The organism is Pseudomonas sp. JQ36, from assembly GCF_053851495.1.
The window spans coordinates 5,546,892-5,572,621 of record NZ_CM132642.1 but is presented as its reverse complement, the minus strand read 5'-3'; the positions used below and the strand labels follow the sequence as shown (position 1 = coordinate 5,572,621).

Genomic DNA, 25,730 nt, shown 5'->3' with positions numbered 1-25,730 from the left:
GCCGCTGGGGCTCCCGTTTTGTAAAGCGGCTTAGTGCGGTGGATAGTTGGCCAATATCCGGCTGACGGTTTCGCGCACCGCGTTGCTGCGATCCTGTGGATTGGGCGTGCTGCTGAGCATTTGCTCGTCGCTGCCACGCCACACCAGTTTGCCGTCCTTGCCGTCGAGCAGGTCGATCTGGATCGTTGCCACCTTGTAGGTGATGTTGCGGGTTTCGTTGTACATCGGCGCGCCCCAGTAACCGTTCCACGGGCCGCCCCAACCGCCGCCGTAGTTGGTGGTCACTTGCTGCTGACGATCCTCGACGATCAGGTAGGTCTGCACGCTCAAATCACCCTTGGCGCCCGCAGCGGCAGGGCGCAAACCGCGCTGGTCCAGTTGATCGGTGACGGCCTGGCGGATGCGTTGTTCGGTCAGGTCGCTTTTGATCCGTGGATCATCGGGACGGTATTGCAGGGCGGGGTCTTTCCAGCTCCAGTTGCGATACGCGGCAAAGTCGCGGCTGGCGTCAAAGTCGTGATTGACCTGGTTGGCGGCACAAGCGCTGAGAAGCGCGGCCATGGCCAGTAAAGCGAGACGACGGAACATGGTTGTTCTCCGGTTGAAGGCCTGAACCTGCGAAGCGTTGTCACAGGGAGTTTAGCTCGGCGGATAGGCCGACAGGGCTTTTTCCAGAGCCTCGCGAATGGCGTCGGTGCGCACGAGCTGACTACCCTGATTGGCCGTTTCGGCGCTGGCGCTCCACACCGGTTGACCGGTGCCGGCGTCGAACAGATTGACCTGCACCACCACGACCTGCTCCTGATAGGTGCGAACAATCGGCACGCTGTTGTACATGCCGTAACCGTGCCCGTAGCGATCGTAGCCACTGTATCCGCCGTAGCCGTAACCGTAATCGTCCCGTACCTGACGCAAGCGGGTTTCCAGACGCAGGTTGGCGCTGACCAGCAGATCGGCCGGACGATTGTCGTGCAACGGGCGCAGCCCGCGCTGATCCAGCGCATTGCTCACCGCTTCGGCCACTTGCGCCGAATCGGCCCACGCCGTGCCCGGCGGCAACTGCCCGTCGAGCCAGGCCCAACTGCGGTAGCGCCCGTAATCACGCGGTGGCGCCGGATAGGCGCTGCGATCAAAGGTGTTGGCGGCTTGCGCTGGCGCTGGCGGCAAAGGCCGCGACTGCGCCACGTAGGGGTTGCTGCCCTGGCAGGCGGCCAACCCCAGACAGATCAGCAATAATCCGGATTGAGCTTTCATAGCGTGCTCCGATCAGATCGGCCGGCAGATCCAGTGCAAGTAACGCCCAAGCCCGGCGAAGCTTGGGTGACGACGGTGCGCGAGTTCCATCTCCAGCAAGTCCACCAGTTCGGCGCGGGCCTGAAATTCCACCGGCATGTAGTCGTGGAAAACCCGGATCCCGCTCTGGCTTTCGACCTGCCACAAGCCTGCGAGTTGCGTTGCCAGTTCCCGCGGATCGAGCGGTTGCTGCGGGGTCAGGCTCTGCTTTTCACCGGCCATGGTGTTTTTGCGCATTTTCTTGAAATGGCCTTTGAGCAGGTTGCGATAAATCAGCGCATCACGGTTGTAGAACGCCAGCGACAGCCAGCCACCGGGTTTGGTCAATTGATGCAGCACCGGCAGGATCGCGTGGGGTTCGGCCAGCCATTCGAGCACGGCGTGGCAGATCACCAGATCGTACGGCTCGGTGAGCTGACCGAGCAGCTCCTGCCACGGCGCCTGAATGAACGTCGCGCTCTGCCCGGCTTCGGCGAAGCGCTGGCGGGCACCTTCGAGCATCGGTTCGGCCGGCTCGGTGAAGGTCACGTCATGGCCACGCTCGGCCAGCCACAGCGACATGTGGCCCAGACCGCCACCGATGTCCAGCACGCGCAATGGTCGATCCGGCAACGCTTCGGTAAGATCGGCCTGCAACACCGCGAGGCGAATCGCGCCTTTGGCGCCGCCGTAGATTTTTTCGGCGAAACGGGTCGCCAACTGATCGAAATGCCGGTCGCTCATCAGCTGAACCGCCGTTCGCTGTCGGCGAGCTTGCTGCGCACCACTTCATTCATGTCCAGCCCCAACTCGCTGCACAGCAGCAACAGATACAGAACGATGTCGCCGACTTCCTGCCCGGCATGCGCCAGTTTGTCCGCCGGCAACTGGCGCGACTGGTCTTCCGTCAGCCACTGGAAAATCTCCACCAACTCGGACATCTCGACGCTGGCGGCCATGGCGAGGTTTTTCGGGCTGTGAAATTGCCGCCAGTCATTGCGGTCGCGAATGGCGTGCAGGCGTTCGGTCAGTTCAACAAGGTTCATCGGGCTCTCCTGAAGGCGTATAGCTTCGGGGGGATACGCGTTGAAGGCAAGGCCCATGTTGGAGCTGCCGCAGGCTGCGATCTTTTGATCTTGCCCTTGAAAATCAACGGCAAAAGATCGCAGCCTGCGGCAGCTCCTACAGATTTTCCGTTCGGCGCAGCAATGGGCCATACTCCTGACAGGGAACTCGGCCACCCGCTTTGTGGCCCAAGGCTCAGCTCTTTCATCAGGATGCACTCATGCAGGTAGAAAGCTTTTTCGAATGGCTCGGCCAGGCACTCGGTTCGATCATCCGTTTCATCGTCGATGGGCTCAGCGGCCTGTTCAACATTCTGAGCAACGCCGGCGGCAACTTTGTCGATGGCCTGGCCAAGACGCTGGGCATGGACACTTCGATCATCAGCATCCTCGCGCTGATCGTCGGCCTGATGCTGCTGTGGTCGGCAATTCGCGCGTTCATGAATGCGTCGATCATTGCCGGGATCATCTGGCTGCTGTTGGGGTTGTGGTTGTTAAGCTGGATTATTCACTGACACCCCCTCTTCCCCTGTGGGAGCGGGCTTACTCGCGAAAGCGTCAGATCAGTAAAAGCTGTTTTGACTGACACACTGCCTTCGCGAGCAAGCCCGCTCCCACAATAGATCGCACGAATCGCTACAATCCCCGCTCCCCCAAGGAGCCCGCATGTCCAACCTGATTGCCGACTGGCGCGACCGCCCGACTCACCGCAAGGTCTGGGCGCTCGCCGCGCCGATGATTCTTTCCAATATTTCCGTGCCGCTGGTGGCGCTGGTCGACAGCACCGTCATCGGCCACCTGCCCCATGCCCATCAGTTGGGCGCGGTGGCGGTCGGCGCCAGCCTTTACACATTTCTCGCCTGGGCCATGGGTTTTCTGCGCATGGGCACCACCGGGTTTGCCGCGCAGGCCGCCGGGCGCAGCGATGGCGCGGCGTTGCGGCAGATCCTGCTGCAGGGTTTGCTGCTGGCACTGGGACTGGCAATCGTGCTCGGCACTCTCGGCGTACCGTTGAGCGGCGTGGCCCTGCACTTCATGCAGCCGTCGGCCGAACTCGATCAACTGACCCGCGAGTTCTTCCACACCCGGTTATTCGGGTTGCCGGCAGCGCTGGCCAGTTACGCCCTGGTCGGCTGGTTCCTCGGTACCCAGAACGCCCGGGCGCCGCTGGCGATTCTGCTGAGCACCAACCTGATCAACATCGCTCTCAACCTGTGGTTCGTGATTGGTCTGGAATGGGGTGTGGTCGGCTCGGCCCGGGCCTCGGTGATTGCCGAGTGGAGCGGCGCCCTGCTCGGCCTGTGGCTGACCCGTGGCGCTTTGCGCGCCTATCCCGGGCACATCGCCTGGGCGGCCTTGAAGGTGTGGCAGAGCTGGCGCCCGTTGCTGGCGGTCAACCGCGACATTTTCATCCGCAGCCTGGCGCTGCAATCGGTGTTTTTCCTGATCACCGTGCAAGGCGCGCGACTCGGCGATGCCACGGTGGCAGCCAACGCCCTGCTGCTCAACGGTTTGCTGTTGACCGCGCATGCGCTGGACGGTCTGGCACATGCGGTCGAAGCCTTGTGCGGCCATGCCATCGGTGCCCGTGACCGGCTCGCCCTGCGTCGCTCGCTGGTGGTGGCCGGCGGCTGGTCGTTGCTGGCCAGCCTCGGTTTTGCCGCACTGTTTCTGTTGGGCGGACACCTGTTCGTCGAGATGCAAACCGACATCCAGAGCGTGCGCGACACCGCGTTCATCTACCTGCCCTATCTGGCGGTATTGCCGCTGATTGCGGTCTGGAGCTACTTGCTCGACGGTCTGTTCATCGGCGCCACCCGCGCCCGGGAAATGCGCAACGGCATGCTGCTGACCGTCGCCCTGCTGCTGCCGTTCGCCTGGGCGCTGCAAGGGCTGGGCAATCATGGGCTGTGGATAACGTTCCTGCTATTCATGGTGTTGCGCAGCCTGACCCTCGGCGCACTGGCCCTGTGGCTGCGGCGTAACAACGGCTGGTTCAGCGGTACCGTTCACTGAGCCGGCGTGTGTTTGACGAACGCGACGACCTGATCGAGCACCGGCGCCAGCCGTCGAAGCGGCCGCGACAGGCTCGCCACCAGCGTCACATGATTGGGGCGCGAGTAGTACAGATCCTGCACCGGGACGCCTGCCTCGCGCAGTTTGCGCGCCAGGCCTGCGGTGTTGCGTGCCGGGTTGACCAAATTGTCCTTGGTCGCGGCAATCAGCAGCGCCGGGGGTTCACCGCTACGGACATGGTTGATCGGCTGCGATTGCGGCGGTGAGTCGGGCCAGAAGAACACCGGACGCACCTGCGGATTCTCGATCGGCAGAAAATCATACGGCCCGGCCAAACCGATCCAGCCGCTGAGGTCTTCGGGCGACATGCCCACCGCACCGAGCAGACCCGGATCCAGCGCCAGCATCGCCGCGTTGTAAGCGCCGGAACTGTGGCCCATCAGGTACAAGCGTTGCGGATTGCCGGAGAACTCGCGGATATGCGCCCGGGTCCAGGCCACCGCCCGCGCCGAGTCTTCAAGAAACAGCGGATAGCGCACTTGCGGGTACAGCCGATAATCCGCCAGCACCGCGACAATCCCCCGCGACGCCAGCGCCTCGCCGACAAACGCGTAATCGCCGCGAGCGCCGCTGTTCCAGCTGCCGCCGTAGAAGAACACCACCACCGGCGCATCCTTCAGCGGCTGGCGAGGCACGTAGACGTCGAGCTTCTGTCGCGGATCATCGCCGTAGGCGATGCCGGTGGTGCTGTGAAACGTGTCATCGGGGGTCAGCGCATTCAGCACCTTGACTGGAGAGCACCCGGTCAGCACCAGCAGCAGGAACCCGCCGAGCATTGCGCCGAATCGTTGCCACAGAGGGTTTGCCATGGATGCCGCACCTCAGGGTTGATCTGTCTGCCAGTGCTGTCGCACATGATCGAGGCGTTCCTGCTGGCTCAGTCCGTCCGGCACGCCGGGCAGTTGCGCCCGCGGATGCTGCAAGCGTAGCCACAACCAGTCATCCAGCACCCTGCGGTCGCTGAAACCCAGGTTCAGCCCCTCCTGCACATGGGAGGCCATGCGTGCGTAGTCGGTTCCCATTGATTGGCACCAGCGCCAGATGTGTTGCTCCAGCAGGCAGCTTTGCAAACGTTCGCGCTGACGATGGGTGAGGCTTTCGTCAATCCCCAGCGGCTCGACCGCCCACTGCGGGTTGCGCAGTTGCTGCCAACCCTGACTGCCGATGGCGAGGTCGGCCCAGGTGCCGCCGAACCAGCGCAGCAGACGAATCGGCCCGAGCCAGCGGCTCAAGTCGGCGGCGTCACAGGCGTCGAAGAAATAACTCGCTGTCTGCCGATTGTAGTAACCCAGCAAGGCACGGTGGTTGAGGTCGAACGAGACGCTGAGCATCCGCCGCAAGTGACGCAGAAGTATCGGCGACGAGGCATCGCTGGCGAGCAACAGCCCCCGCCAGGTCTGCGGATCGCGGTGGCACAGCGCAGCCAGTGCCGGGCTCTCATGCAGGTCGACCAAGAGCGGCCCGTGCTCGCTTACCGCCTGAAACTCGGTGCCCTCGAACAGCCGCGTGCAACGTACGCTGGCGAACCCCTGACGCAGAGTCGCCAGCGCCTGCTGCGCATCGGCGCCATCGAGCAACAGCCACTGTGCCTGCGGGGCAAACCCCACGCCGCTCAAGCGGCGCCGCCCTGATCCAGAGACGCGAGCAGTCGGCAACTGCAGATCGACGCCGTGCAGTGGTTGTAACTGCCGCCGCCGGGCATCAGGCACAACAGCAACAGCGGTTCGGCGGACTTGAGCCATTGCGCCAGACCCGCACTTGCCAGCACGTCCGGCAGCGCCAATGGCGCTTCGCAGTCTTCGATCACCGCCGGTTCCTGCAGCACGCCACTGATCACCGGCTGATCCGGATCGCCTTCATGAAAACTCACCACCACCTCAACACCTTCGCGCAACGATGTCAGTGAGGCGTCGCTCAACGCTGCTGCGAGCGGCAGCCAACAATGGCTGGCGGCAGCGCCTTCACCCTGATAAAGCCAGTCGAACTGCACCGCCACCGGCCGCCGATCGTCGGGCTGCGGTTCATCGACCGTCACCACCCACGCACGTTGCAGACTGTGCATGCGCGGCCTGGCACACGTGCTCGTCAGTGCGGGCAGTGGCGCCTGAGCGGCGGCGACGATCCGGTTGCTGTAAGACGGCTCGCTGGCGGGATCAGCACGATGCTCGATCCGGCTCAGCAACCAGCGGCGGTCGCATTCGGCAAACGGATGCGCAGTCAACGCCAACCACTGTGCGGCGCGCAAGGTCGGCAGATCGCTGTGGCCATAAGCTTTGCCGGGCTGCGCCGAACACGCGTCCACGTCGCTGGCGTCCACCTGCATCTGCCAGCGTCTTACCGCCGGGGTGCTCGCGCCATCGTCCACAGATGCCGCGCCGGCCACGGGAAACCGCGCAGGATCATCGACAAAGACCAGACAATGTCCGTCCGGCCGGTGCTCGAAGTAATAGTGTATTCGGGCCTGCGCACACAGCCGCTGCACGAACTGCAGGTCCGACTCACGGTACTGGGTGCAAAAAGTGTGCACCGGGTATTCGCATTGCAAATCAAAACGCCGTTGCGCGCCCACGATGCCGTGCTCCTTGAGCACCTGCGCGAGAATCTTCGGTACGCAATGGCTGCTGAAAATCCGCTGACTGAAACGCAGCGCCAGATAACTCAGCTTCGGTCCCAGTGTCACTCGACACAAGCGGGTGTCCTGATCGTGCTCATGCTGGACGACACTCTGCAATTGCCCGCTCAGGCCATTGTGCCCGGGACCGAACTGCAAGAACGCCGAGCGGTAAAGCAGACCGGCAAGGTCCAGTTGCGGGTCATCGATCAACAGATCGATATCAAAGGCGAAGGGTTCGCTGATGCCCTCACTTCCGGTAAAGGCCAGCACCTCGAAGGGCTCGGGCAGCCCCGTTACATCGAGACGAAACGACGGCTCGTTGACTGATTCGAACATGGGCGGATCTCTACAGGAGGGGCGGCCGGGGATTCTCGCCGAGAGCCATGGCCGAGTAGAGAGCTGAAGTACAACTTAGGAAATGACCTACGCGAAAAGCAGACCGGATCACTTCTCCGGCTGCGGCAGGCAATTATTTCGCAGGGGATTTGGGAAATGTCCCACCGGGTCATCCGAATTTTCCACAGCTTGAGGGAAAATTTCAGACAACCCGGTGCAACAGACCTGACTCAGGAAGACAGGTAAGAGGAACGGGTCAGACCCAGACGCAACGCATCGAGGAACTGCGTGCGTTCGCTGGCACTGATGCGGGCACTGGCGCACTTGTCGCGGTAGTGGGTCATCAGTTCTTCCGGCGACAAGTGCACGTAACGCAGCATGTCTTCGATGGTGTCGTGGGTCTCGATACCGGCGTGGTACACGCTGCCATCGGCGTTCTGGTAGATATTCACCGAGTCGGTGTCACCGAACAAGTTGTGCATGTCGCCGAGGATTTCCTGATAGGCGCCGACCAGGAACACGCCCAGCAGATAGTCTTCACCTTCGTTCAGACCGTGCACCGGCAGGCTGGTCTCGATGCTCTGCTCGTCGACGTATTGGTTGATCTTGCCGTCGGAGTCGCAGGTCAGGTCTTGCAGCACGGCGCGACGCAGCGGCTCTTCATCCAGACGATGCAGCGGGATGATCGGCAGTACCTGATCGATCGCCCAGGTGTCCGGCAGGCTCTGGAAAACCGAGAAGTTGCAGATGTACTTGTCGGCCAGCTTGTCGTTCAGTTCGTCGAGCACCTGGCGGTGCGAACGCTGACGTGCCTTCAACGAGTTGTGCAGGCGACGGCACACGGCAAAGTAGCACTGCTCGGCCAGGGCTTTTTCCGCCAGGGTCAGTTTGCCGTCGGCATACTGGGCGGCCACGTCGCTCATGTAGTGGGTAGCGCGCCAGTAGGTCTCGGTGACCATTTCGATATCGGTCGGGCCAAGCAGATCCACCAGCCACTGCACGGTTTCCGGCAGGTTTTCCTTGTTTTCGATCAGCGGGATTTCGTCGTTGTGTTTCTCGACGTCGGTCACCTGCACCACCAGCATCGCGTGGTGCGCGGTCAGCGAGCGGCCGCTTTCGGAGAAGATGTGCGGATGCGGCAGGCTCTGCGCGTCGCAGAATTCCTTGAGCATGCCGACCACGACACCAGCGTAATCGTCCATGTCGTAGTTGATCGAACTGGCATTGCGCGAGTGGGTACCGTCGTAGTCGACACCCAGACCGCCGCCGACGTCGATGTGATCGACCGGCAGACCGAGGTTGCGCAGCTCGCCGTAGTAACGGATCGCTTCCTTGAAGCCGTGCTGGTAGTCAGCCAGGTTGGCGATCTGCGAACCCATGTGGAAGTGCAGCAGACGAATGCCCTGATCGAGGCCGGCGGCGCGGAAGCGCTCGACCACCGACAGCAGTTGCGCCGCCGACAGACCGAACTTGGATTTCTCGCCACCGGTGTCCGCCCACTTCGACGACGCCAGCGACGACAGACGCACGCGCAGGCCGACCTGTGGCTTGACCTTCAGCGAGGCAGCTTCTTCGATCACCAGGCCGACTTCGGATTCTTTCTCGATCACGATGAACACGTTGTGGCCGAGCTTCTGGCCCATCAGCGCCAGACGGATGAACTCGCGGTCCTTGTAACCGTTGCAGACGATGGTGCCGCCCTTCGGCGCCAGTGCCAGCACCGCCAGCAGCTCAGGCTTGGAGCCGGCTTCCAGACCGATGGAAACGTTCTGGGTGGCGATGATGTTCTCGATCACCGCTTCTTGCTGGTTGACCTTGATCGGGTACAGCGCGGTGTACTTGCTCTGGTATTCCAGGCGCTCGATGTTCGAGTCGAAAGCACCGGTCAGCTGACGGACACGGTCTTGCAGGATGTCGGGGAAACGTACCAGCAACGGCAGGGACAAGCCGCTCTTGCGCAGTTGGTCGACTTGTTCGAACAGGTCGATGGGCGAGCTGCTCGGGCCGTTCGGACGAACTTCGACGCGACCGGCGTCATTGATCGCGAAATACCCGGCCCCCCAATGGCGAATCCCGTAAACACTGCGGCTGTCCGCAACTGTCCATTGGCTGCCATCGTCTTTACGTGTGCGTCGTACGGACATCGAAGTCCCCTATAAAGAAGTCATAGTGCGTCGCCTGATCGCAGGCCGGCGCAGTCTAAAGAATGAAAATGACGGTTCGTCAGTGCGGCGGTAGACCGCACTGACTGCGTGGAGTTTAGAAACCGGTATGAACAGGCTCTGTGAAAACCATGGAGACGACGCCGGCGCTGAACATGCAGAACCGGATCAAGCCGCGGGTGGTTTTCACAGAGGCTGCTAGCCGCCGGACTTCTTCGCTTTGAAACCGTGTTTGATCAGCTCTGCCAAGAGTAGCTCGACATGATCGCCCTGGATTTCGATGATCCCGTCCTTCAACGCCCCGCCGGTGCCGCAACGTTTCTTCAACGTTGTCGCCAACTCTTTGAGGGCGTCTTCGGCCAGTGGCACGCCGGTGATGGTGGTCACCGTCTTGCCGCCACGGCCCTTGCTCTCGCGACGCACGCGGGCAATGCCGTCTCCGGCCGGGATCACGGTTTGTTTGCAGATACAAGCGTCCACCGGTTTACTGCATTCCGGGCAATGACGACCTGCGTCGGTGGAAAATACCAGGCCACCAAGGGCGGCGAAGGATGCGGCTTTTTTGGCCACCGGCAATCCTCTTGGGAGGACAAAGACTGATCGCGACCTTGGGCAAGGTCATCGACCGCGAAGCCCCACTCAGGCAGGGGCAGCGCTACTGCACCGTGGACTTGAACAAAAGCAGGTCGGTGCAGCTTGAAAAGGTCGCGCAGTGTAACGGCAAAAAGCGCAATTGCTAAGAGCCAATCGGCGCCAATTTATGTGTTCTTTGCGACGCCGCTCTGCTGGGCCTTCAGATAGCGCATCAACGCGGCCAGAGAGTCCGGGCAGTAAGGCTTTTGCTGGATTTCCAGCATTACCTGATCGACCGGAATAAAGCGTGCTTCCAGCACTTCTTCCGGCTGCAGTTTCAACGGACCGTCCCACACCGCGGAAAACGCCGAGCACCAGAGGCGATTGCCGGTGTCCTCGAAGAAGAAATGATCGTGGGCGGTCAGTTCCACCCCGCTCACGCCCAACTCCTCTTCCAGCTCGCGGGCGGCCGATTCGGCGTAGGTCTCATCGGCCTGCACCATGCCGCCGGCAGCCACGTCCCAGTAACCGGGGTAAATGGCCTTGCTCAAGGTGCGCCGATGTACGCAGAGTTCGCCGGCAGAGTTGAACAGCATGATGTAGGTACCGCGACCGATCAGGCCACGCTCACGCAATTCTGCCCGCACCAGGGCGCCCAGCAGGTTGTCCTGCTCATCGACCCAGGCGATCTGTTCGGCATCGGAGGCGGCCCGGTGCGCCGCCTCTTTGGCGCTATCGACCATGACTCAGCCCTGATTGAGCAGTTGGCGCAGATCGATCACCGCGGCGTTGGCCCGGGAAATGTAGTTGGCCATGACCAGCGAGTGGTTGGCCAGCACGCCGAAGCCGCTGCCATTGAGAATCATCGGGCTCCAGACCGGCTCCTGCGACGCTTCCAGCTCACGGATGATCTGGCGCACGCTGACCGTAGCGTTCTTTTTCGCCAGCACATCGGCGAAGTCCACTTCGATGGCGCGCAACAGGTGCGACAACGCCCAGGCCTGGCCGCGCGCTTCGTAGAACACGTTGTCGATCTGCATCCACGGGGTTTCGACGACTTCCTCGTCAACCTGCGGTACTTCGCCAACCGCCGGCACTTCGGTTTTCAGCGCGGTGTTGAGCTTGACCCGGCCGACACTGGCCGAAAGGCGTTGCGACAGCGAACCCAGACGGGTGCCGACATCGCCCAGCCAATTGTTGAGGTTGTCGGCGCGGGCGTAGAACAAGGCGTTTTTCTGCGTCGGATCAGACAAACGCGCCTGATAACGGCTCAGGGAGTTGATGCCTTCCTGATACTCCGATTCGCTCGACGGCAGAATCCAGCTCTTGTTGTCGAAGTTGAAACGCGGTTCGGCCTTGGCCAGATCGGCATCTTCGGCCGACTGCGACTGCGAACGGGCGAAGTCTTTACGCAGGGCACGGGTCAGGTCACGTACCTGCACCAGCACGCCGTATTCCCAGCTTGGCGTGTTGTCCATCCACAGGCCAGGCGGGAAACGGTCGTTGGAAATGTAGCCGCCCGGTTTGTTCAGCAACGTACCGGCAACGGTCTTGAGGGTTTCGACCGTGGTGTAGCCGACGACCATTTGCTTGCCTTCTTTCTCGGCAGCCGCCTGGGCATTTTGCGCCACCGGAAACAGCGCCGGCTCCTGGCTCCAGTACCAGCCCAGGCCGATGGTCACCAGCAGATAAATGCCGATCAGCGTGGCCAGCGCGCGGCTGAACAACAGCCCGCCCACATAGCTGCGGGTGGCCGACTTCGGCTCAGCGGCACGTTCAGGCGCGCTGCCCGCGCGGTTCTTCCAGTCCAGCATGGCGATATCCTTTCAATCACTTGGGTTCAACGGTTCGACCACAACCATACAACAACGTGCCAAGGCCGGCACCCGCCATTGAAGAGAAGCAGAAAATCCACGGAACGCGCGGCATTGCCCCGCGAACTCTCTAGGGGTTTCCCTGATGAACTATCACCAAAGACGCCCCGGAACAGGCAATTGCAGATCGGCGCCTGTCTGCAGCGCAGCGTTGCACACACAGGCGTTTTGACCCGTCGATCAGCGCCATACGCCCGGTTTACGGGAGGCTCACCGACGAACAGGTCCAATCCGATACCACCCGGTCAGAAACTGAATTGTGCAGCACCGCAGATTATTGACGCACGACACTCATATAAGGGAAAAGAGGTGCTAGCATAGAGCCACCAGTCGATCTCAGCATGCGCCCTAACTAGTAGTCAGGATATGACCGAGCCAGAAGACCCCAGCCGTGAGCGCCTCAAGCACCACTTTGCCCAGCGGGTAATTCATCAGGCACGTCAGATTCTTGAGATATGGCAGCGCCTGCAACGCAGTGAGTGGTCCACCGCCGACCTCGCCGAACTGAGCGAGGCCAATTTGCGTCTGCTGCGTTTTGCCGAGCGCTTCGAACAGCCCGAACACACGCAACTCGCGCGTCATATCGGCCAATCACTGGAAGCGGTGGACGCCAATCGTGGGCGCCTGAGCAGCGGCCTTATCACCGATCTCAATCGCTTGATGCAGCGCCTGTCGCGCACCGGTCTGCGCCATGGCGATCAACTCGACCAGACCTTCCTGCCGCCGCTGCGCAAACCGATCTACGTCATGTTGCAGGATCACGACCGCGCCGAGCGGCTGGCCAAGCAGCTGGAATTTTTCGGCCTGACCGCGCAGGCGCTGGACAGTGTCTCGGCGTTTCGTTCCTCGATGGTTGAGCGCTTGCCCGCCGCGATCGTCATGGACGTGGACTTCAGCGGGCCCGGCGTCGGCCTGCAACTGGCTGCCGAAGCCCAGGTCGGCCTGGAAGAACCGCTGCCGCTGCTGTTTTTCAGCCTGCACGAAACCGACACCCCGACCCGCCTCGCCGCCGTGCGCGCCGGCGGCCAGGAATTTCTCACCGGCACCCTCGAAGCGTCGAGCCTGCTGGAGAAGATCGAAGTCCTGACCTGCGTCGCCCAGTACGAACCTTATAAAGTGCTGATCATTGACGACTCTCGCGCCCAGGCCTTGCACACCGAGCGCCTGCTCAACAGCGCCGGGATCGTCACCCGCACCTTGATCGAACCGATCCAGGCGATGGCCGAACTGGCGGATTTCCAGCCGGATCTGATCATCCTCGACATGTACATGCCGGCCTGCACCGGCACCGAACTGGCCAAGGTCATCCGCCACAACGACCGCTACGTCAGTGTGCCGATCATTTATCTTTCGGCCGAGGACGATCTGGATAAACAGCTCGACGCCATGAGCGAGGGCGGCGACGACTTCCTGACCAAACCGATCAAGCCGCGACATCTGATCACCACCGTGCGCAACCGCGCCGCCCGTGCGCGCAACCTCAAGGCGCGGATGGTCCGCGACAGTCTCACCGGCCTGTACAACCACACGCACATCCTGCAATTGCTCGAAGACTGCTCGTTCCGCGCCCGTCGCGAGAACAAGCCACTGAGCTTTGCCATGCTCGACATCGACCACTTCAAACGAGTCAACGACAGCCACGGCCACCCGATGGGCGACCGAGTGATCAAGAGCCTGGCGCTGTTCCTCAAGCAACGCCTGCGCAAGACCGATTTCATCGGCCGTTACGGCGGCGAAGAATTCGCCATCGTCATGCCCGACACCGATATAGAAGCGGCGCACAAAGTGCTCGACGAGATCCGCCAGCGCTTCGCCGAAATCCACTACCCGGCGCAGCCGCACGATTTGTGGTGCACCTTCAGCGCCGGCGTAGTGGAAATGCACGAAGACTCCGACAGCCTGATGATGGCCAGTCAGGCCGACGAAGCGCTGTACCGCGCCAAAGGCGCCGGACGCAATCGGGTGCAGACCGCGCGCGACTCAAAGCAAAGTGCCACTTTTTCATCGGAATCCACCGATTCGGTCATAACCCTGTAACAGAACCGCAATAAATTCAGGCGCTTACCATTTCTGCCGTTGGTAGCCGTCATGCGCCTGAAGTTGCTCACCAATCTCAACACTCTGCTGCTGGTCGCCGTCTGCGTGGCCCTCGGCGCGACGCTGTGGTGGTCGCAAAAAGCCCTGGAGCGTCCGTATCTGTTGATGGAGCGCTACCTCGGTCTGTCGCAGCAATTTCAGAATGACGTGGCGCGCAATGTCGAGGACTACCTCGCCAGCGGCGACGCCCTGCGCCTGAGCAGTGCCAGCCAGGCCATCGACGGCTTGCAGAAGGAACTCGGCGAACTGCCGCCGGCACTGGCCGACACCCTGCGACCAAGTCTGTCGAGCCTCGAAGAATTCAGCAAAACCGACCTGCTCGCGGCCGGCAAACTGGCCGGTGATCCGCAGGCGTTGCTGTTGCAGGCCGAACGCGAACTGAGCGCCAGCCTCGACCAACTCAGCACCTACGCCAATGGCAACGCGTCTTACCTGACGCCGCTGCTCGTCGCTTCGCAACACTTGGGCAAGCTGTCGCTGGCCCGCGACAAACTGGTCAGCAGCGGCCGCAGTGAATTGGCCGCCGACGTCGAGCGCGAAGTCGACAATATCCGCATCCAGGCTCAGGCCATCGACGCCCTGCCCCTGCTCGGCGTGGTCGCCAGGAACGAATCCGGCAGTGATGATTTCGCCGCAATGATGGGCATCGAAAGCACCGAAAAAGCCGCCGCCGAAGACGCCGGGGTCGGCCTCAAGCGCGAACTCAACAGCCTGCTCGGTCGTTACCCGGCGGAGCTGGCACGCACCCGCGAGCAGATCCAGAAACGCACCGACCTGAGCACCGCGACCCACCTGAAAATCGCAGCCGTGCAACATGCCATCGCCGGACTCGAGCCGGTGGTACGTGCCCAGCACGGGCAGATCCAGGGCGAAGTGCGCCTGATGCAAGGCGTGATGATCGGCCTGATTCTGCTGATCGCGCTGTTGATCGACACCCTGCAACGGCGCCTGTCGCACACCCTGACCAACCTTGCTCCAGCGCTATCGACCTGGGCTGAAGGCGATTTCAGTCGCGACATTCAGTTGGGCGAGACCAACCGCGAACTGCATGACATCGAGGCTTCGCTCAACCGCTTGCGCGCGTATCTGGTGGATCTGGTCGGAACGATTCGCGGCAACGCCGAACAGGTCGCGGGCAGCAGCCGCACCCTGGCCGAGCTGAGCAATGACCTGCACACCGGCGCCGAGCATCAGGCCGGCGACACCGCGCTGATCCGCGATTCGCTGGGTGAGCTTGAAGCGACGATTCAGCAGGTCGCTGGCGATGCGCGACAGGCAGCCGATGCCAGTCGCCATGCGGGTCTTGCCGTCGAGCACGGACAAGCCGTGATCGGCCAGAGCCTCACCGGCCTGCATGCGCTGGTCGGCGAGGTGCAAGGCAACGCGCAGATGATCGAGCATCTGGCCGAAGAGTCGGCGACCATCGGCGGCGTGCTGACGGTGATCCGCTCAATCGCCGACCAGACCAACCTGCTGGCGCTGAATGCGGCGATCGAAGCGGCGCGGGCCGGGGAAATGGGCCGTGGTTTTGCGGTGGTGGCCGAGGAAGTGCGCTCACTGGCACAACGCACGGCGGGTGCCACGGCGGAGATCCAGACGTTGATCGCCGGCCTGCAAACTGCTGCCCGACAATCGGTTGAAGGCATGCGTGCGCAAGTCGAACACGCCGAAGCCACGGCCAGTCAGGCACAAGCGGCGGACGGCGCGCTGGACAAGATCGTTGGCGCGATCCAGACCATTTCCGACACGGCGATCCGCATCGCCGACATCACCGCCCAGCAAAGCGGCGCGGTCAGCGAGATCCGTGATCACAGCGAGCGGATCCATCAATTGGGCGGGGATAACCTGCTGCGCATTGGCGAAGGTCGCGAACAGGGCGAGAACCTGCTGGTATTGGGTGGGCAACTGCATACCGCCGTGCAAGCCTTCCGCGTCTGAAAAATCGCCTTCGCGAGCAAGCCCGCTCCCACATTGGAATGCGTACCCCTGTGGGAGCGGGCTTGCTCGCGAAGGCGGTATTCCTGTCCCCACAAATGACCGGATCAAATCACTCAGTCATAAATTTCGCGCAAACATCGGTCATCGTGCTGGCTATTGCAGAGAACTGGACAGTCACAAAGCCTTTGCGGCATAGTCGCCGGGTTCTGACGACTGCTCATTCATAACAAGGAACACGCAGATGGCGACGCTACTAGTGCTGCACGGCCCCAACCTGAACCTGCTCGGCACCCGTGAACCCGGCACTTACGGTTCAACGACCCTGGCGCAGATCAATCAGGATCTGGAGCGCCGCGCCCGTGAAGCCGGCCATCATCTGCTGCACCTGCAAAGCAATGCCGAGTACGAATTGATCGACCGCATCCACGCCGCTCGCGGTGAAGGTGTCGATTTCATTCTGATCAATCCAGCAGCTTTTACGCACACAAGCGTCGCATTACGTGACGCGCTGCTGGGAGTGAGCATCCCATTCATCGAAGTGCATTTGTCCAACGTGCACAAGCGCGAACCTTTCCGCCATCACTCTTACTTCTCCGATGTAGCGGTGGGAGTGATCTGCGGCCTTGGCGCCAGCGGTTACCGACTGGCCCTGGAGGCCGCACTAGAGCAGCTTGAAACACAGGCAACAGCTTGAACCACAAGCGTTAAACGCCCCTGACCGACCCTTGGGAGTTGATGATTCATGGATATCCGTAAAGTTAAGAAACTGATCGAATTGCTGGAAGAGTCCGGCATCGACGAGCTCGAGATCAAGGAAGGCGAAGAGTCCGTACGTATCAGCCGTCACAGCAAGACCCCGGCTCAGCAGTACTACGCTCCGGCGCCGATGCAGGCTCCGGCCGCCGCACCTGCCGCCGCTGCTCCAGTGGCTGCTGCCGCTCCGGCTGCCGCTGCTGCTCCTGCACTGAACGGCACCGTGGCCCGCTCGCCAATGGTAGGCACCTTCTACCGTAAATCTTCGCCAACCTCGCCAGCCTTCGTTGAAGTCGGCCAGACCGTGAAGAAAGGCGACACCCTGTGCATCGTCGAAGCCATGAAGATGATGAACCACATCGAAGCTGAAACCAGCGGTGTGATCGAATCCATCCTCGTCGAAGACGGCCAGCCGGTTGAGTACGACCAACCGCTGTTCACCATCGTTTGAACTGCGGAGAGCCTTTGATGACTGCGAAGTTGGAAAAAGTTCTGATCGCTAACCGCGGTGAGATCGCCCTGCGGATTCTGCGTGCCTGCAAAGAGATGGGCATCAAGACCGTCGCCGTTTACTCCAAGGCCGACAAAGAGCTGATGCACCTGGGTCTGGCAGACGAATCCGTCTGCATCGGCCCGGCTTCTGCCGCTCAGTCCTACCTGCACATCCCGGCCATCATCGCTGCCGCTGAAGTGACTGGCGCTACCGCCATTCACCCAGGCTACGGTTTCCTCGCGGAAAACGCCGATTTTGCCGAGCAGGTCGAGAATTCCGGCTTCGCCTTCATCGGCCCGAAAGCCGAAACCATTCGCCTGATGGGCGACAAGGTATCGGCCAAGCACGCGATGATCGAAGCGGGTGTGCCAACCGTTCCAGGTTCCGACGGCCCACTGCCGGAAGACGAGGAAACGGCGCTGCGCATCGGTCGTGAAGTCGGCTACCCGGTGATCATCAAGGCCGCCGGCGGCGGTGGTGGTCGCGGCATGCGCGTGGTGCACAAGGAAGAAGACCTGATCGCCTCGGCGAAACTGACCCGCTCCGAAGCTGGCGCGGCGTTCGGCAACCCGATGGTCTATCTGGAAAAATTCCTGACCAACCCGCGTCACGTCGAAGTTCAGGTACTGTCCGACGGCCAGGGCCACGCGATCCATCTGGGTGACCGCGACTGCTCGCTGCAACGTCGTCACCAGAAGGTTCTCGAAGAAGCGCCGGCACCGGGCATCGACGAGCAGGCCCGCCAGGAAGTTCTGGCTCGCTGCGTCAAGGCGTGCATCGACATCGGCTACCGTGGCGCCGGCACGTTCGAGTTCCTGTACGAGAACGGTCGTTTCTACTTCATCGAAATGAACACCCGTGTTCAGGTGGAGCACCCGGTTTCGGAAATGGTCACCGGTATCGACATCGTCAAGGAGATGCTCAGCATCGCCGCTGGCAACAAGCTGTCGTTCACGCAGGATGACGTGGTGATCCGCGGTCACTCGCTGGAGTGCCGGATCAACGCTGAAGATCCGAAAACCTTCATGCCGAGCCCGGGCACGGTCAAGCATTTCCACGCCCCAGGCGGCAACGGCGTTCGCGTCGATTCGCACCTGTACAGCGGTTATGCGGTTCCGCCGAACTACGACTCACTGATCGGCAAGCTGATCACTTACGGCGCCACCCGCGACGAAGCCATGGCGCGCATGCGCAATGCCCTGGACGAAATCGTGGTTGACGGGATCAAGACCAACATCCCGCTGCACCGTGATCTGGTTCGTGACGAAGGCTTCTGCAAAGGGGGCGTGAACATTCACTACCTAGAGCACAAGCTGGCTGGCGACAAGCACTAAGCTTCAGCCCGCACCTGACAAGGCCGCCTTCGGGCGGCTTTGTTGTTTCTACAGGTTTCATAAAACCCTGTAGGAGTGAGCCTGCTCGCGATGAGGCCGGCACATCCAGCATATGTGTCGACAGCACCATCGCCATCGCGAGCAGGCTCACTCCTACAAGGGATGGCGTTTCAAGTCTCTCCCACAAACCGCCTGCGCTCGCGTAAACTTGCGCGCTTCTCGCTGGCCGCTAGGCTGCAATCATATTTTTTTCAAAGGTGCCCGCCATGCCTTGGCTGCAAGTACGTCTCGCCATCAGCCCGGAACAAGCCGAAACCTACGAAGACGCTTTCCTTAAAGTCGGCGCCGTTTCGGTGACCTTCATGGACGCCGAAGATCAGCCGATCTTCGAGCCGGAACTCAACACCACCCCACTGTGGGCGCACACGCACCTGCTGGCCCTGTTCGAGGGCGGCACCGAGCCTGCGCCGGTGCTGGCCCATCTGGAACTGCTGACCGGCAGCCCGCTGCCCGAGCATCACAGTGAAGTCATCGAAGACCAGGACTGGGAGCGCAGCTGGATGGACGGTTTCCAGCCAATGCGTTTCGGCCAGCGCCTGTGGATCGTGCCGAGCTGGCACGCCGCCCCCGAGCCCGATGCAGTCAATTTGCTGCTGGATCCGGGCCTGGCGTTCGGCACCGGCACCCACCCGACCACCGCCCTGTGCCTGGAATGGCTCGACGGTCAGGATCTGAAAGACTGCAACGTCCTGGACTTCGGCTGCGGCTCGGGGATTCTGGCGATCGCCGCGCTGCTGCTCGGTGCGAAAGAAGCCGTCGGTACCGACATCGACGTGCAGGCGCTGGAAGCCTCCCGCGATAACGCCGGGCGCAACAACATCGCCGATGAGCTGTTCCCGCTGTACCTGCCGGAAGATTTGCCGCAGGTCAAAGCCGACGTGCTGGTCGCCAACATTCTGGCCGGCCCGCTGGTTTCCCTGGCGCCGCAACTGTCCGGCCTGGTGAAAACCGGCGGTCGTCTGGCGCTGTCGGGCATCCTCGCCGAACAAGGTGAAGAAGTCGCTGCCGCCTATGCGCAGGACTTCGATCTGGACCCGATCGCCAATCGCGACGGCTGGGTGCGTATCACCGGCCGTCGGCGCTAGAATGACCGCCTGCATAAACCGGATCGCCGCATGACCGACAGTTTCGTCACCCAGTGCCCGCATTGCCAAACCAGCTTCCGCGTCAGCCATGCGCAATTGAGCGTGGCCCGCGGAGTGGTTCGCTGTGGCTCCTGCCTGCAAGTGTTCAACGCCGCCAAACAGCTGCTGGAACAACACGCCGGCAAGGAAGCGGTCACGCCGGTGGCGCCGTCCATTGTCCAGCCAGCACCGTCTCAGGCGGTGGTCAGCGAGCCGCCGCCGGTGGTCGAAGCACCCGTCAATGACGAACCGCCAGCGCCGCGCGCCATCAGCCAAAAGCAATGGAGCGCCAGTGAGCTGGACCTGGACAGCCTCGATCTGGACGAAGAACTCGCCCGCCTCGAACAACGGGAAATCCAGCCAACCACCGAATTCGGTCGTCAGCGCGAAGAGTCCCTGAGCGCCCGCCGCGACAGCCCTGAAGCCGATGAAACGGTGTGGCGCGACAGCCTGTTCAGCGCCCGCGACGATGAACGCCTGCCCGAGCCCGAAGATCAAGTCGAACCCGAGATCGTCGAACCTGAACCGGTAAAAACCGCGCGCACCGAGCCTTCGTTGTCGCTGGAGCCGGTGGATCTGGATGACGAGCCGCCGATCCCGCAACTGCGCCTGCACGACCCGATCGATCCGAATGCCCGCCGCGAACGCCTGTCGGCCAACGTCGAACCGGACGATGACGAGTTGCCCTCGGTCGAACCGCTGCGCAAAAAACGTGAACGTGCCGAACCCGGCGTGCGCGCCGAAGTGCTGCAGGATCTGACCGACGACCCGCTGCAACTGGATTGGCAGAAACGCCGCTCGCCCTGGGGCCGGCGCCTGCTCTGGGGTTTGCTGGTGCTGTTGGCCGCCGCCGGTCTGGCCGGCCAGTACATCGCCTATCACTTCGATGAACTGGCGCGCCAAGATCAGTACCGCCCATGGTTTCAGCAGTTCTGTCCGCAGATCGGCTGCACGGTGCCGTCCAAGGTCGACATCGCCAAGGTCAAGAGCAGCAACCTGGTGGTGCGCAGCCATCCGGAGTTCAGCGGGGCGCTGGTGGTGGATGCGATCATCTACAACCGCGCGACGTTCTCCCAGCCGTTTCCGCTACTGGAATTGCGTTTCGCCGACCTTAATGGTCATCTGATCGCCAGTCGTCGCTTCAAACCCGGCGAATACCTCAATGGCGATCTCGAAGGCCTGGCGGAAATGCCGCCGCAGACGCCGATCCACATCGCGCTGGATATCCTCGATCCAGGCCCCAAAGCGGTGAATTACAGCCTGAGTTTCCACTCGCCCGAGTGAACCGCTTCATCGCTTCAGGTTTGACGGCAGTTTTCTGACTTTGTCCACGGCAACCAAACCGCTGGTAATAACAGAATAACTGTTCAGATTTTGTTCAATTCAGCCTTTATCCAGTCATCGAGAGCGGGTATCATGCCAACCCTTTTTCGAACTCTCATGATCCGGCCCCACTTCAGGGAAGTCCTATGTCGGCGGTACGCATCGGCCCATATACATTGCAGAACGGTTTGATTCTCGCCCCGATGGCGGGCGTCACCGACCAGCCCTTTCGTCAGCTGTGCAAGCGTTTGGGCGCAGGGCTTGTAGTCTCGGAAATGGTCACCAGTGACATGAGCCTGTGGAACACCCGCAAGTCGCGCATGCGCATGATCCACGAAGGCGATCCCGAGCCGCGCTCGGTGCAGATTGCCGGTGGCGATGCGCAGATGCTGGCGGACGCGGCACGGGCCAACGTCGAACTGGGCGCACAGATTATTGATATCAACATGGGTTGCCCGGCAAAAAAGGTCTGCAACAAGGCCGCCGGCTCCGCGTTATTGAAAGACGAAGCACTGGTTACCGAGATCCTGCAGGCTGTCGTCGCTGCAGTGGATGTGCCGGTGACCCTGAAGATCCGCACCGGATGGGATCGCGACAACAAGAACGGCCTGACCGTGGCGAAGATCGCCGAGCAGGCCGGGATCACCGCGCTGGCAGTGCATGGCCGCACTCGCGCCGATCTGTACACCGGCGAAGCCGAGTACGACACGATTGCCGCGATCAAGCAGGCGGTGTCGATCCCGGTGTTTGCCAATGGCGATATCGATTCGCCGGAAAAGGCCCGCTACGTGCTTGACGCGACCGGTGCCGATGGCCTGCTGATAGGCCGGGCTGCCCAGGGGCGGCCATGGATTTTTCGCGAGATCGAACACTTCCTGCGTACCGGCGAGAAATTGCCGACGCCGGAGCTGAGCGAAGTGGAACGCATCCTGCTGGAGCATCTGGCCGCACTTCACGCCTTCTATGGGGATGTGATGGGCGTGCGCATTGCCCGCAAGCATGTGGGCTGGTATCTCGCAACCTTGCCGGGCGCCAGGGAGTTTCGCGCCCACTTCAATCGTTTGGATGGTACGGAAACACAATGCGCCAACGTTCGGGAGTTTTTCGCCGAGCGTTACAAGAGCCTGACAGGGGACGAAGAAGGGGTGGCCGCATGACGATGATGACCGAGACTTTAGTGAGTGGAACAGCACCCGTGAGCGACAACGTGAATTTGAAACAGCACCTCAATACCCCGAGCGAAGAAGGTCAGACCCTTCGCGGGAGTGTCGAGAAGGCGCTGCACAATTATTTCGCCCACCTTGAGGGCGCGTCCGTCACGGATGTGTACAACCTGGTGCTCTCCGAAGTCGAGGCTCCCCTGCTCGAAAGCGTGATGAACTACGTCAAGGGCAACCAGACCAAGGCCAGTGAGCTGCTGGGACTCAACCGCGGCACGCTGCGCAAGAAACTCAAGCAGTACGATCTGCTGTAAGCATTCAATCAAACCAGAAAGGCGCCCGCGTAAAACCGGTCGCCTTTTTTGCTGACTTCCTTTGCTTTTGATGGAAATTGAGATGACCGACCAGACTACCCGCCTGCCGATCCGCCGCGCCTTGATCAGCGTTTCCGACAAGACCGGGATCCTCGAATTCGCCAAGGAGCTTGAAGCTCTGGGCGTCGAGATCCTCTCCACCGGCGGGACGTTCAAGCTGCTGCGCGACAACGGTGTTGCCGCAGTGGAAGTCGCGGATTACACCGGTTTCGCGGAAATGATGGACGGTCGGGTGAAAACCCTGCACCCGAAAATCCACGGCGGGATCCTCGGTCGTCGCGGTATCGACGATGCAATCATGAACGAGCACGGCATCCAGCCGATCGACCTGGTTGCGGTCAACTTGTACCCGTTCGAAGCCACCATCAACAAGCCAGGCTGCGACCTACCGACTGCGATCGAGAACATCGACATCGGCGGCCCGACCATGGTTCGTTCGGCAGCGAAAAACCATAAAGACGTGGCGATCGTGGTGAATGCCAGCGACTACGCCAACGTTCTGCAAAACCTCAAGGCCGGCGGCCTGACCTACGCTCAGCGTTTCGACCTGATGCTCAAGGCGTTCGAACACACCGCCGCCTACGACGGCATGATCGCCAACTACATGGGAACCGTGAATCAGGCTGCCGACGTGCTGAGCACTGAAGGTCGCAGCGAATTCCCGCGCACCTTCAACAGCCAGTTCATCAAGGCTCAGGAAATGCGCTACGGCGAGAACCCGCACCAGAGCGCGGCGTTCTATGTGGAAGCCAAGCCTGCCGAAGTCGGCATCGCCACCGCGACCCAACTGCAAGGCAAAGAACTGTCGTACAACAACGTGGCCGACACCGACGCCGCGCTGGAGTGCGTGAAGAGCTTCGTCAAGCCAGCCTGCGTCATCGTCAAGCACGCCAACCCGTGCGGCGTGGCGGTGAGCCCGGACGCCGAGGGCGGTATCCGTCAGGCCTACGAACTGGCCTACGCCACCGACACCGAGTCGGCCTTCGGCGGCATCATCGCCTTCAACCGTGAACTGGATGCCGAGACCGCCAAGGCGATCGTCGAGCGTCAGTTCGTGGAAGTGATCATTGCCCCAAGCGTCAGCGAAGAGGCGCGCGCCATCGTCGCCGCCAAAGCCAACGTGCGCCTGCTGGCCTGTGGCGAGTGGTCGGCGGATCGCGCTGCGGCCTGGGACTACAAGCGCGTCAACGGTGGCCTGCTGGTGCAGAGCCGCGACATCGGCATGATCGGCGCCGACGACCTGAAAGTGGTGACCAAGCGTGCACCGACCGAACAGGAAATCAACGACCTGATCTTCGCCTGGAAAGTGGCCAAGTACGTTAAATCCAACGCCATCGTCTACGCCAAGAACCGTCAGACCATCGGTGTCGGCGCCGGCCAGATGAGCCGCGTAAACTCCGCACGTATCGCTGCGATCAAGGCTGAGCACGCCGGTCTGCAAGTGGCCGGTTCGGTGATGGCCTCGGACGCGTTCTTCCCGTTCCGCGATGGTCTGGACAACGCGGCCAAGGTCGGTATCACTGCGGTGATCCAGCCAGGCGGCTCGATGCGTGACGCTGAAGTGATCGCTGCAGCTGACGAAGCCGGTATCGCCATGGTATTCACCGGCATGCGCCACTTCCGTCACTGATACAACTCGATCCAAATGTGGGAGCGGGCTTGCTCGCGAATGCAATCTGTCAGCAACAGCCGTTTTGCCTGACACACCGCTTTCGCGAGCAAGCCCGCTCCCACATAAAGCGCTCCAGCAGCGCCTGACAGATTTTTGAGGTTTTTGAAATGAATGTTTTGATCATTGGCAGCGGTGGCCGTGAACACGCCCTGGCCTGGAAAGTGGCTCAGGATCCGCGCGTGCAGAAGGTTTTCGTCGCGCCGGGCAACGCCGGTACCGCGATTGAAGCCAAGTGCGAGAACGTCGCCATCGACGTGCTGGCCCTTGAGCAACTGGCCGACTTCGCCGAGAAAAACGTTTCCCTGACCATCGTCGGCCCGGAAGTGCCGCTGGTGGCTGGCGTGGTCGATCTGTTCCGCTCCCGAGGCCTGGACTGCTTCGGCCCGACCGCTGGCGCTGCGCAGTTGGAAGGCTCGAAAGCCTTCACCAAGGATTTCCTGGCGCGTCACAAGATCCCGACCGCCGACTACCAGAACTTCACCGAGATCGAGCCGGCCCTGGCTTACCTGCGTGAAAAAGGCGCACCAATCGTGATCAAGGCCGATGGCCTGGCCGCCGGTAAAGGCGTGATCGTTGCCATGACCCTGGCCGAAGCCGAAGACGCCGTGCGCGACATGCTCGCCGGCAACGCGTTCGGCGATGCCGGTTCGCGCGTGGTGATCGAAGAATTCCTCGACGGCGAAGAAGCCTCGTTCATCGTCATGGTCGACGGCAAGAACGTGCTGCCGATGGCCACCAGCCAGGACCACAAACGTGTTGGCGACGGCGACAGCGGCCCGAACACCGGCGGCATGGGTGCCTACTCCCCTGCCCCGGTGGTCACCGCCGACGTGCACCAGCGCGTGATGGATCAGGTGATCTGGCCGACCGTGCGCGGCATGGCCGAAGAAGGCAACGTCTACACTGGTTTCCTGTACGCCGGTCTGATGATCGACAAGGCCGGCAACCCGAAAGTCATCGAATTCAACTGCCGTTTCGGCGACCCGGAGACCCAACCGGTGATGCTGCGTCTGCAGTCGAGCCTGGTGCTGCTGGTCGAAGCCGCTCTGGCGCAAGCGCTGGACAAGGTTGAAGCACAGTGGGATCCGCGTCCGAGCGTCGGCATCGTACTGGCCGCTGGCGGCTACCCGGGCGACTACGCCAAGGGTGCGGCAATCAACGGTCTGGACGCAGCCGCAGTCCTGGAAGGCAAAGTCTTCCACGCCGGTACGGCGCTGAAGGATGGCAACGTGGTAACGGCCGGTGGTCGCGTACTCTGCGCCACCGCCATGGGCGCCAGCGTGAGCGAAGCGCAGCAGCAAGCCTACAAGCTGGCCGCCGCCATCGACTGGGAAGGCTGCTTCTACCGCAAGGACATTGGCTACCGCGCCATTGCCCGTGAACGTGGCGAAACTCAGGAATAAGCTGTCCTTCACGTCCGGCGCGGGATGC

The 25,730-nt window shown here is 61.8% G+C and carries 24 protein-coding genes; 13 read left to right on the top strand and 11 right to left on the bottom strand.

Features of this window, described 5'->3' with window-relative positions; translation table 11 throughout:
• Window positions 1-30: 30 nt before the first annotated feature.
• From ACS4NR_RS25120 to ACS4NR_RS25105, 4 genes are read right to left on the bottom strand one after another with little or no spacing between them, the layout of a single operon-like run.
• A complete protein-coding gene (locus tag ACS4NR_RS25120; RefSeq protein WP_456018602.1) occupies window positions 31-588 on the bottom strand; it encodes a DUF4136 domain-containing protein in 558 nt (185 codons plus the stop codon).
• Between the two features lie 51 nt (window positions 589-639).
• Window positions 640-1,254: a DUF4136 domain-containing protein gene (locus tag ACS4NR_RS25115; protein ID WP_456018601.1), complete on the bottom strand. Its 615-nt coding sequence runs from the start codon at window positions 1,252-1,254 to the stop codon at window positions 640-642.
• A gap of 12 nt (window positions 1,255-1,266) precedes the next feature.
• A complete protein-coding gene (locus tag ACS4NR_RS25110; protein ID WP_456018600.1) occupies window positions 1,267-2,016 on the bottom strand; it encodes a methyltransferase in 750 nt (249 codons plus the stop codon).
• On the bottom strand, window positions 2,016-2,318 hold the full coding sequence (locus ACS4NR_RS25105) for a MazG-like family protein (protein ID WP_007951009.1): 303 nt from the start codon (window positions 2,316-2,318) through the stop codon (window positions 2,016-2,018). The genes ACS4NR_RS25110 and ACS4NR_RS25105 overlap by 1 nt, the downstream gene beginning before the upstream one ends.
• A gap of 239 nt (window positions 2,319-2,557) precedes the next feature.
• Here ACS4NR_RS25105 and ACS4NR_RS25100 point away from each other — a divergent pair, with 239 nt between their 5' ends.
• Together ACS4NR_RS25100 and ACS4NR_RS25095 are read left to right on the top strand one after the other, a co-directional pair.
• A complete protein-coding gene (locus ACS4NR_RS25100; protein WP_007963021.1) occupies window positions 2,558-2,851 on the top strand; it encodes a hypothetical protein in 294 nt (97 codons plus the stop codon).
• Window positions 2,852-3,002: 151 nt separating this feature from the next.
• Window positions 3,003-4,352: an MATE family efflux transporter gene (locus ACS4NR_RS25095; RefSeq protein ID WP_456018599.1), complete on the top strand. Its 1,350-nt coding sequence runs from the start codon at window positions 3,003-3,005 to the stop codon at window positions 4,350-4,352.
• On the opposite strand, the gene ACS4NR_RS25090 is transcribed toward ACS4NR_RS25095, so the two are convergent.
• The 7 genes from ACS4NR_RS25090 to ACS4NR_RS25060 form a co-directional block, all read right to left on the bottom strand.
• A complete protein-coding gene (locus ACS4NR_RS25090; RefSeq protein ID WP_456018598.1) occupies window positions 4,346-5,221 on the bottom strand; it encodes an alpha/beta hydrolase in 876 nt (291 codons plus the stop codon). The two genes, ACS4NR_RS25095 and ACS4NR_RS25090, sit on opposite strands and share 7 nt — an antisense overlap.
• 12 nt (window positions 5,222-5,233) lie before the next feature.
• Window positions 5,234-6,028 carry a DUF4123 domain-containing protein gene (locus tag ACS4NR_RS25085; protein ID WP_204894439.1) on the bottom strand — a complete coding sequence of 265 codons (795 nt, stop codon included), beginning with the start codon at window positions 6,026-6,028 and terminating at the stop codon, window positions 5,234-5,236.
• Window positions 6,025-7,362 carry a contractile injection system protein, VgrG/Pvc8 family gene (locus tag ACS4NR_RS25080; RefSeq protein WP_456018597.1) on the bottom strand — a complete coding sequence of 446 codons (1,338 nt, stop codon included), beginning with the start codon at window positions 7,360-7,362 and terminating at the stop codon, window positions 6,025-6,027. Before ACS4NR_RS25080 ends, ACS4NR_RS25085 begins: the two co-directional genes overlap by 4 nt.
• A gap of 230 nt (window positions 7,363-7,592) precedes the next feature.
• On the bottom strand, window positions 7,593-9,506 hold the full coding sequence (speA, locus tag ACS4NR_RS25075; protein ID WP_095138189.1) for an arginine decarboxylase: 1,914 nt from the start codon (window positions 9,504-9,506) through the stop codon (window positions 7,593-7,595).
• A gap of 216 nt (window positions 9,507-9,722) precedes the next feature.
• Window positions 9,723-10,094 (bottom strand): translation initiation factor Sui1, encoded by a 372-nt coding sequence (locus ACS4NR_RS25070; RefSeq protein ID WP_007914613.1) that lies wholly within the window; start codon window positions 10,092-10,094, stop codon window positions 9,723-9,725.
• Window positions 10,095-10,282: 188 nt separating this feature from the next.
• Window positions 10,283-10,840 carry an NUDIX hydrolase gene (locus ACS4NR_RS25065; protein WP_456018596.1) on the bottom strand — a complete coding sequence of 186 codons (558 nt, stop codon included), beginning with the start codon at window positions 10,838-10,840 and terminating at the stop codon, window positions 10,283-10,285.
• Window positions 10,841-10,843: 3 nt separating this feature from the next.
• Window positions 10,844-11,911 (bottom strand): DUF2333 family protein, encoded by a 1,068-nt coding sequence (locus ACS4NR_RS25060; RefSeq protein ID WP_007963034.1) that lies wholly within the window; start codon window positions 11,909-11,911, stop codon window positions 10,844-10,846.
• Between the two features lie 426 nt (window positions 11,912-12,337).
• Here ACS4NR_RS25060 and gcbA point away from each other — a divergent pair, with 426 nt between their 5' ends.
• The 11 genes from gcbA (at window position 12,338) to purD (ending at window position 25,702) form a co-directional block, all read left to right on the top strand.
• Complete coding sequence (gcbA, locus tag ACS4NR_RS25055; RefSeq protein WP_095138187.1) at window positions 12,338-14,008, top strand: diguanylate cyclase GcbA; 1,671 nt, start codon at window positions 12,338-12,340, stop codon at window positions 14,006-14,008.
• 51 nt (window positions 14,009-14,059) lie between these two features.
• The gene (locus ACS4NR_RS25050; protein WP_456018595.1) at window positions 14,060-16,006 is read left to right on the top strand and encodes a methyl-accepting chemotaxis protein; all 1,947 of its coding nucleotides are present in this window, start codon (window positions 14,060-14,062) and stop codon (window positions 16,004-16,006) included.
• 241 nt (window positions 16,007-16,247) lie between these two features.
• On the top strand, window positions 16,248-16,700 hold the full coding sequence (aroQ, locus tag ACS4NR_RS25045) for a type II 3-dehydroquinate dehydratase (RefSeq protein WP_003221283.1): 453 nt from the start codon (window positions 16,248-16,250) through the stop codon (window positions 16,698-16,700).
• A 48-nt stretch (window positions 16,701-16,748) separates the two neighbouring features.
• Window positions 16,749-17,210 (top strand): acetyl-CoA carboxylase biotin carboxyl carrier protein, encoded by a 462-nt coding sequence (accB, locus tag ACS4NR_RS25040; RefSeq protein WP_027613594.1) that lies wholly within the window; start codon window positions 16,749-16,751, stop codon window positions 17,208-17,210.
• A 17-nt stretch (window positions 17,211-17,227) separates the two neighbouring features.
• A complete protein-coding gene (accC, locus tag ACS4NR_RS25035; protein WP_095138185.1) occupies window positions 17,228-18,586 on the top strand; it encodes an acetyl-CoA carboxylase biotin carboxylase subunit in 1,359 nt (452 codons plus the stop codon).
• A 266-nt stretch (window positions 18,587-18,852) separates the two neighbouring features.
• Window positions 18,853-19,731, top strand: a complete 879-nt coding sequence (prmA, locus tag ACS4NR_RS25030; RefSeq protein WP_456018594.1) for a 50S ribosomal protein L11 methyltransferase — start codon at window positions 18,853-18,855, stop codon at window positions 19,729-19,731.
• A gap of 30 nt (window positions 19,732-19,761) precedes the next feature.
• Window positions 19,762-21,054 carry a DUF3426 domain-containing protein gene (locus ACS4NR_RS25025; protein ID WP_456018593.1) on the top strand — a complete coding sequence of 431 codons (1,293 nt, stop codon included), beginning with the start codon at window positions 19,762-19,764 and terminating at the stop codon, window positions 21,052-21,054.
• Window positions 21,055-21,239: 185 nt separating this feature from the next.
• Window positions 21,240-22,250, top strand: coding sequence for a tRNA dihydrouridine synthase DusB (dusB, locus tag ACS4NR_RS25020; RefSeq protein ID WP_253150112.1), 1,011 nt, complete (start codon window positions 21,240-21,242; stop codon window positions 22,248-22,250).
• A complete protein-coding gene (gene fis, locus ACS4NR_RS25015; RefSeq protein WP_003221275.1) occupies window positions 22,247-22,567 on the top strand; it encodes a DNA-binding transcriptional regulator Fis in 321 nt (106 codons plus the stop codon). The genes dusB and fis overlap by 4 nt, the downstream gene beginning before the upstream one ends.
• Window positions 22,568-22,649: 82 nt before the next feature.
• On the top strand, window positions 22,650-24,257 hold the full coding sequence (gene purH / locus ACS4NR_RS25010) for a bifunctional phosphoribosylaminoimidazolecarboxamide formyltransferase/IMP cyclohydrolase (RefSeq protein ID WP_253150113.1): 1,608 nt from the start codon (window positions 22,650-22,652) through the stop codon (window positions 24,255-24,257).
• A gap of 149 nt (window positions 24,258-24,406) precedes the next feature.
• The gene (gene purD / locus ACS4NR_RS25005) at window positions 24,407-25,702 is read left to right on the top strand and encodes a phosphoribosylamine--glycine ligase (RefSeq protein ID WP_095138182.1); all 1,296 of its coding nucleotides are present in this window, start codon (window positions 24,407-24,409) and stop codon (window positions 25,700-25,702) included.
• Window positions 25,703-25,730: the final 28 nt, after the last annotated feature.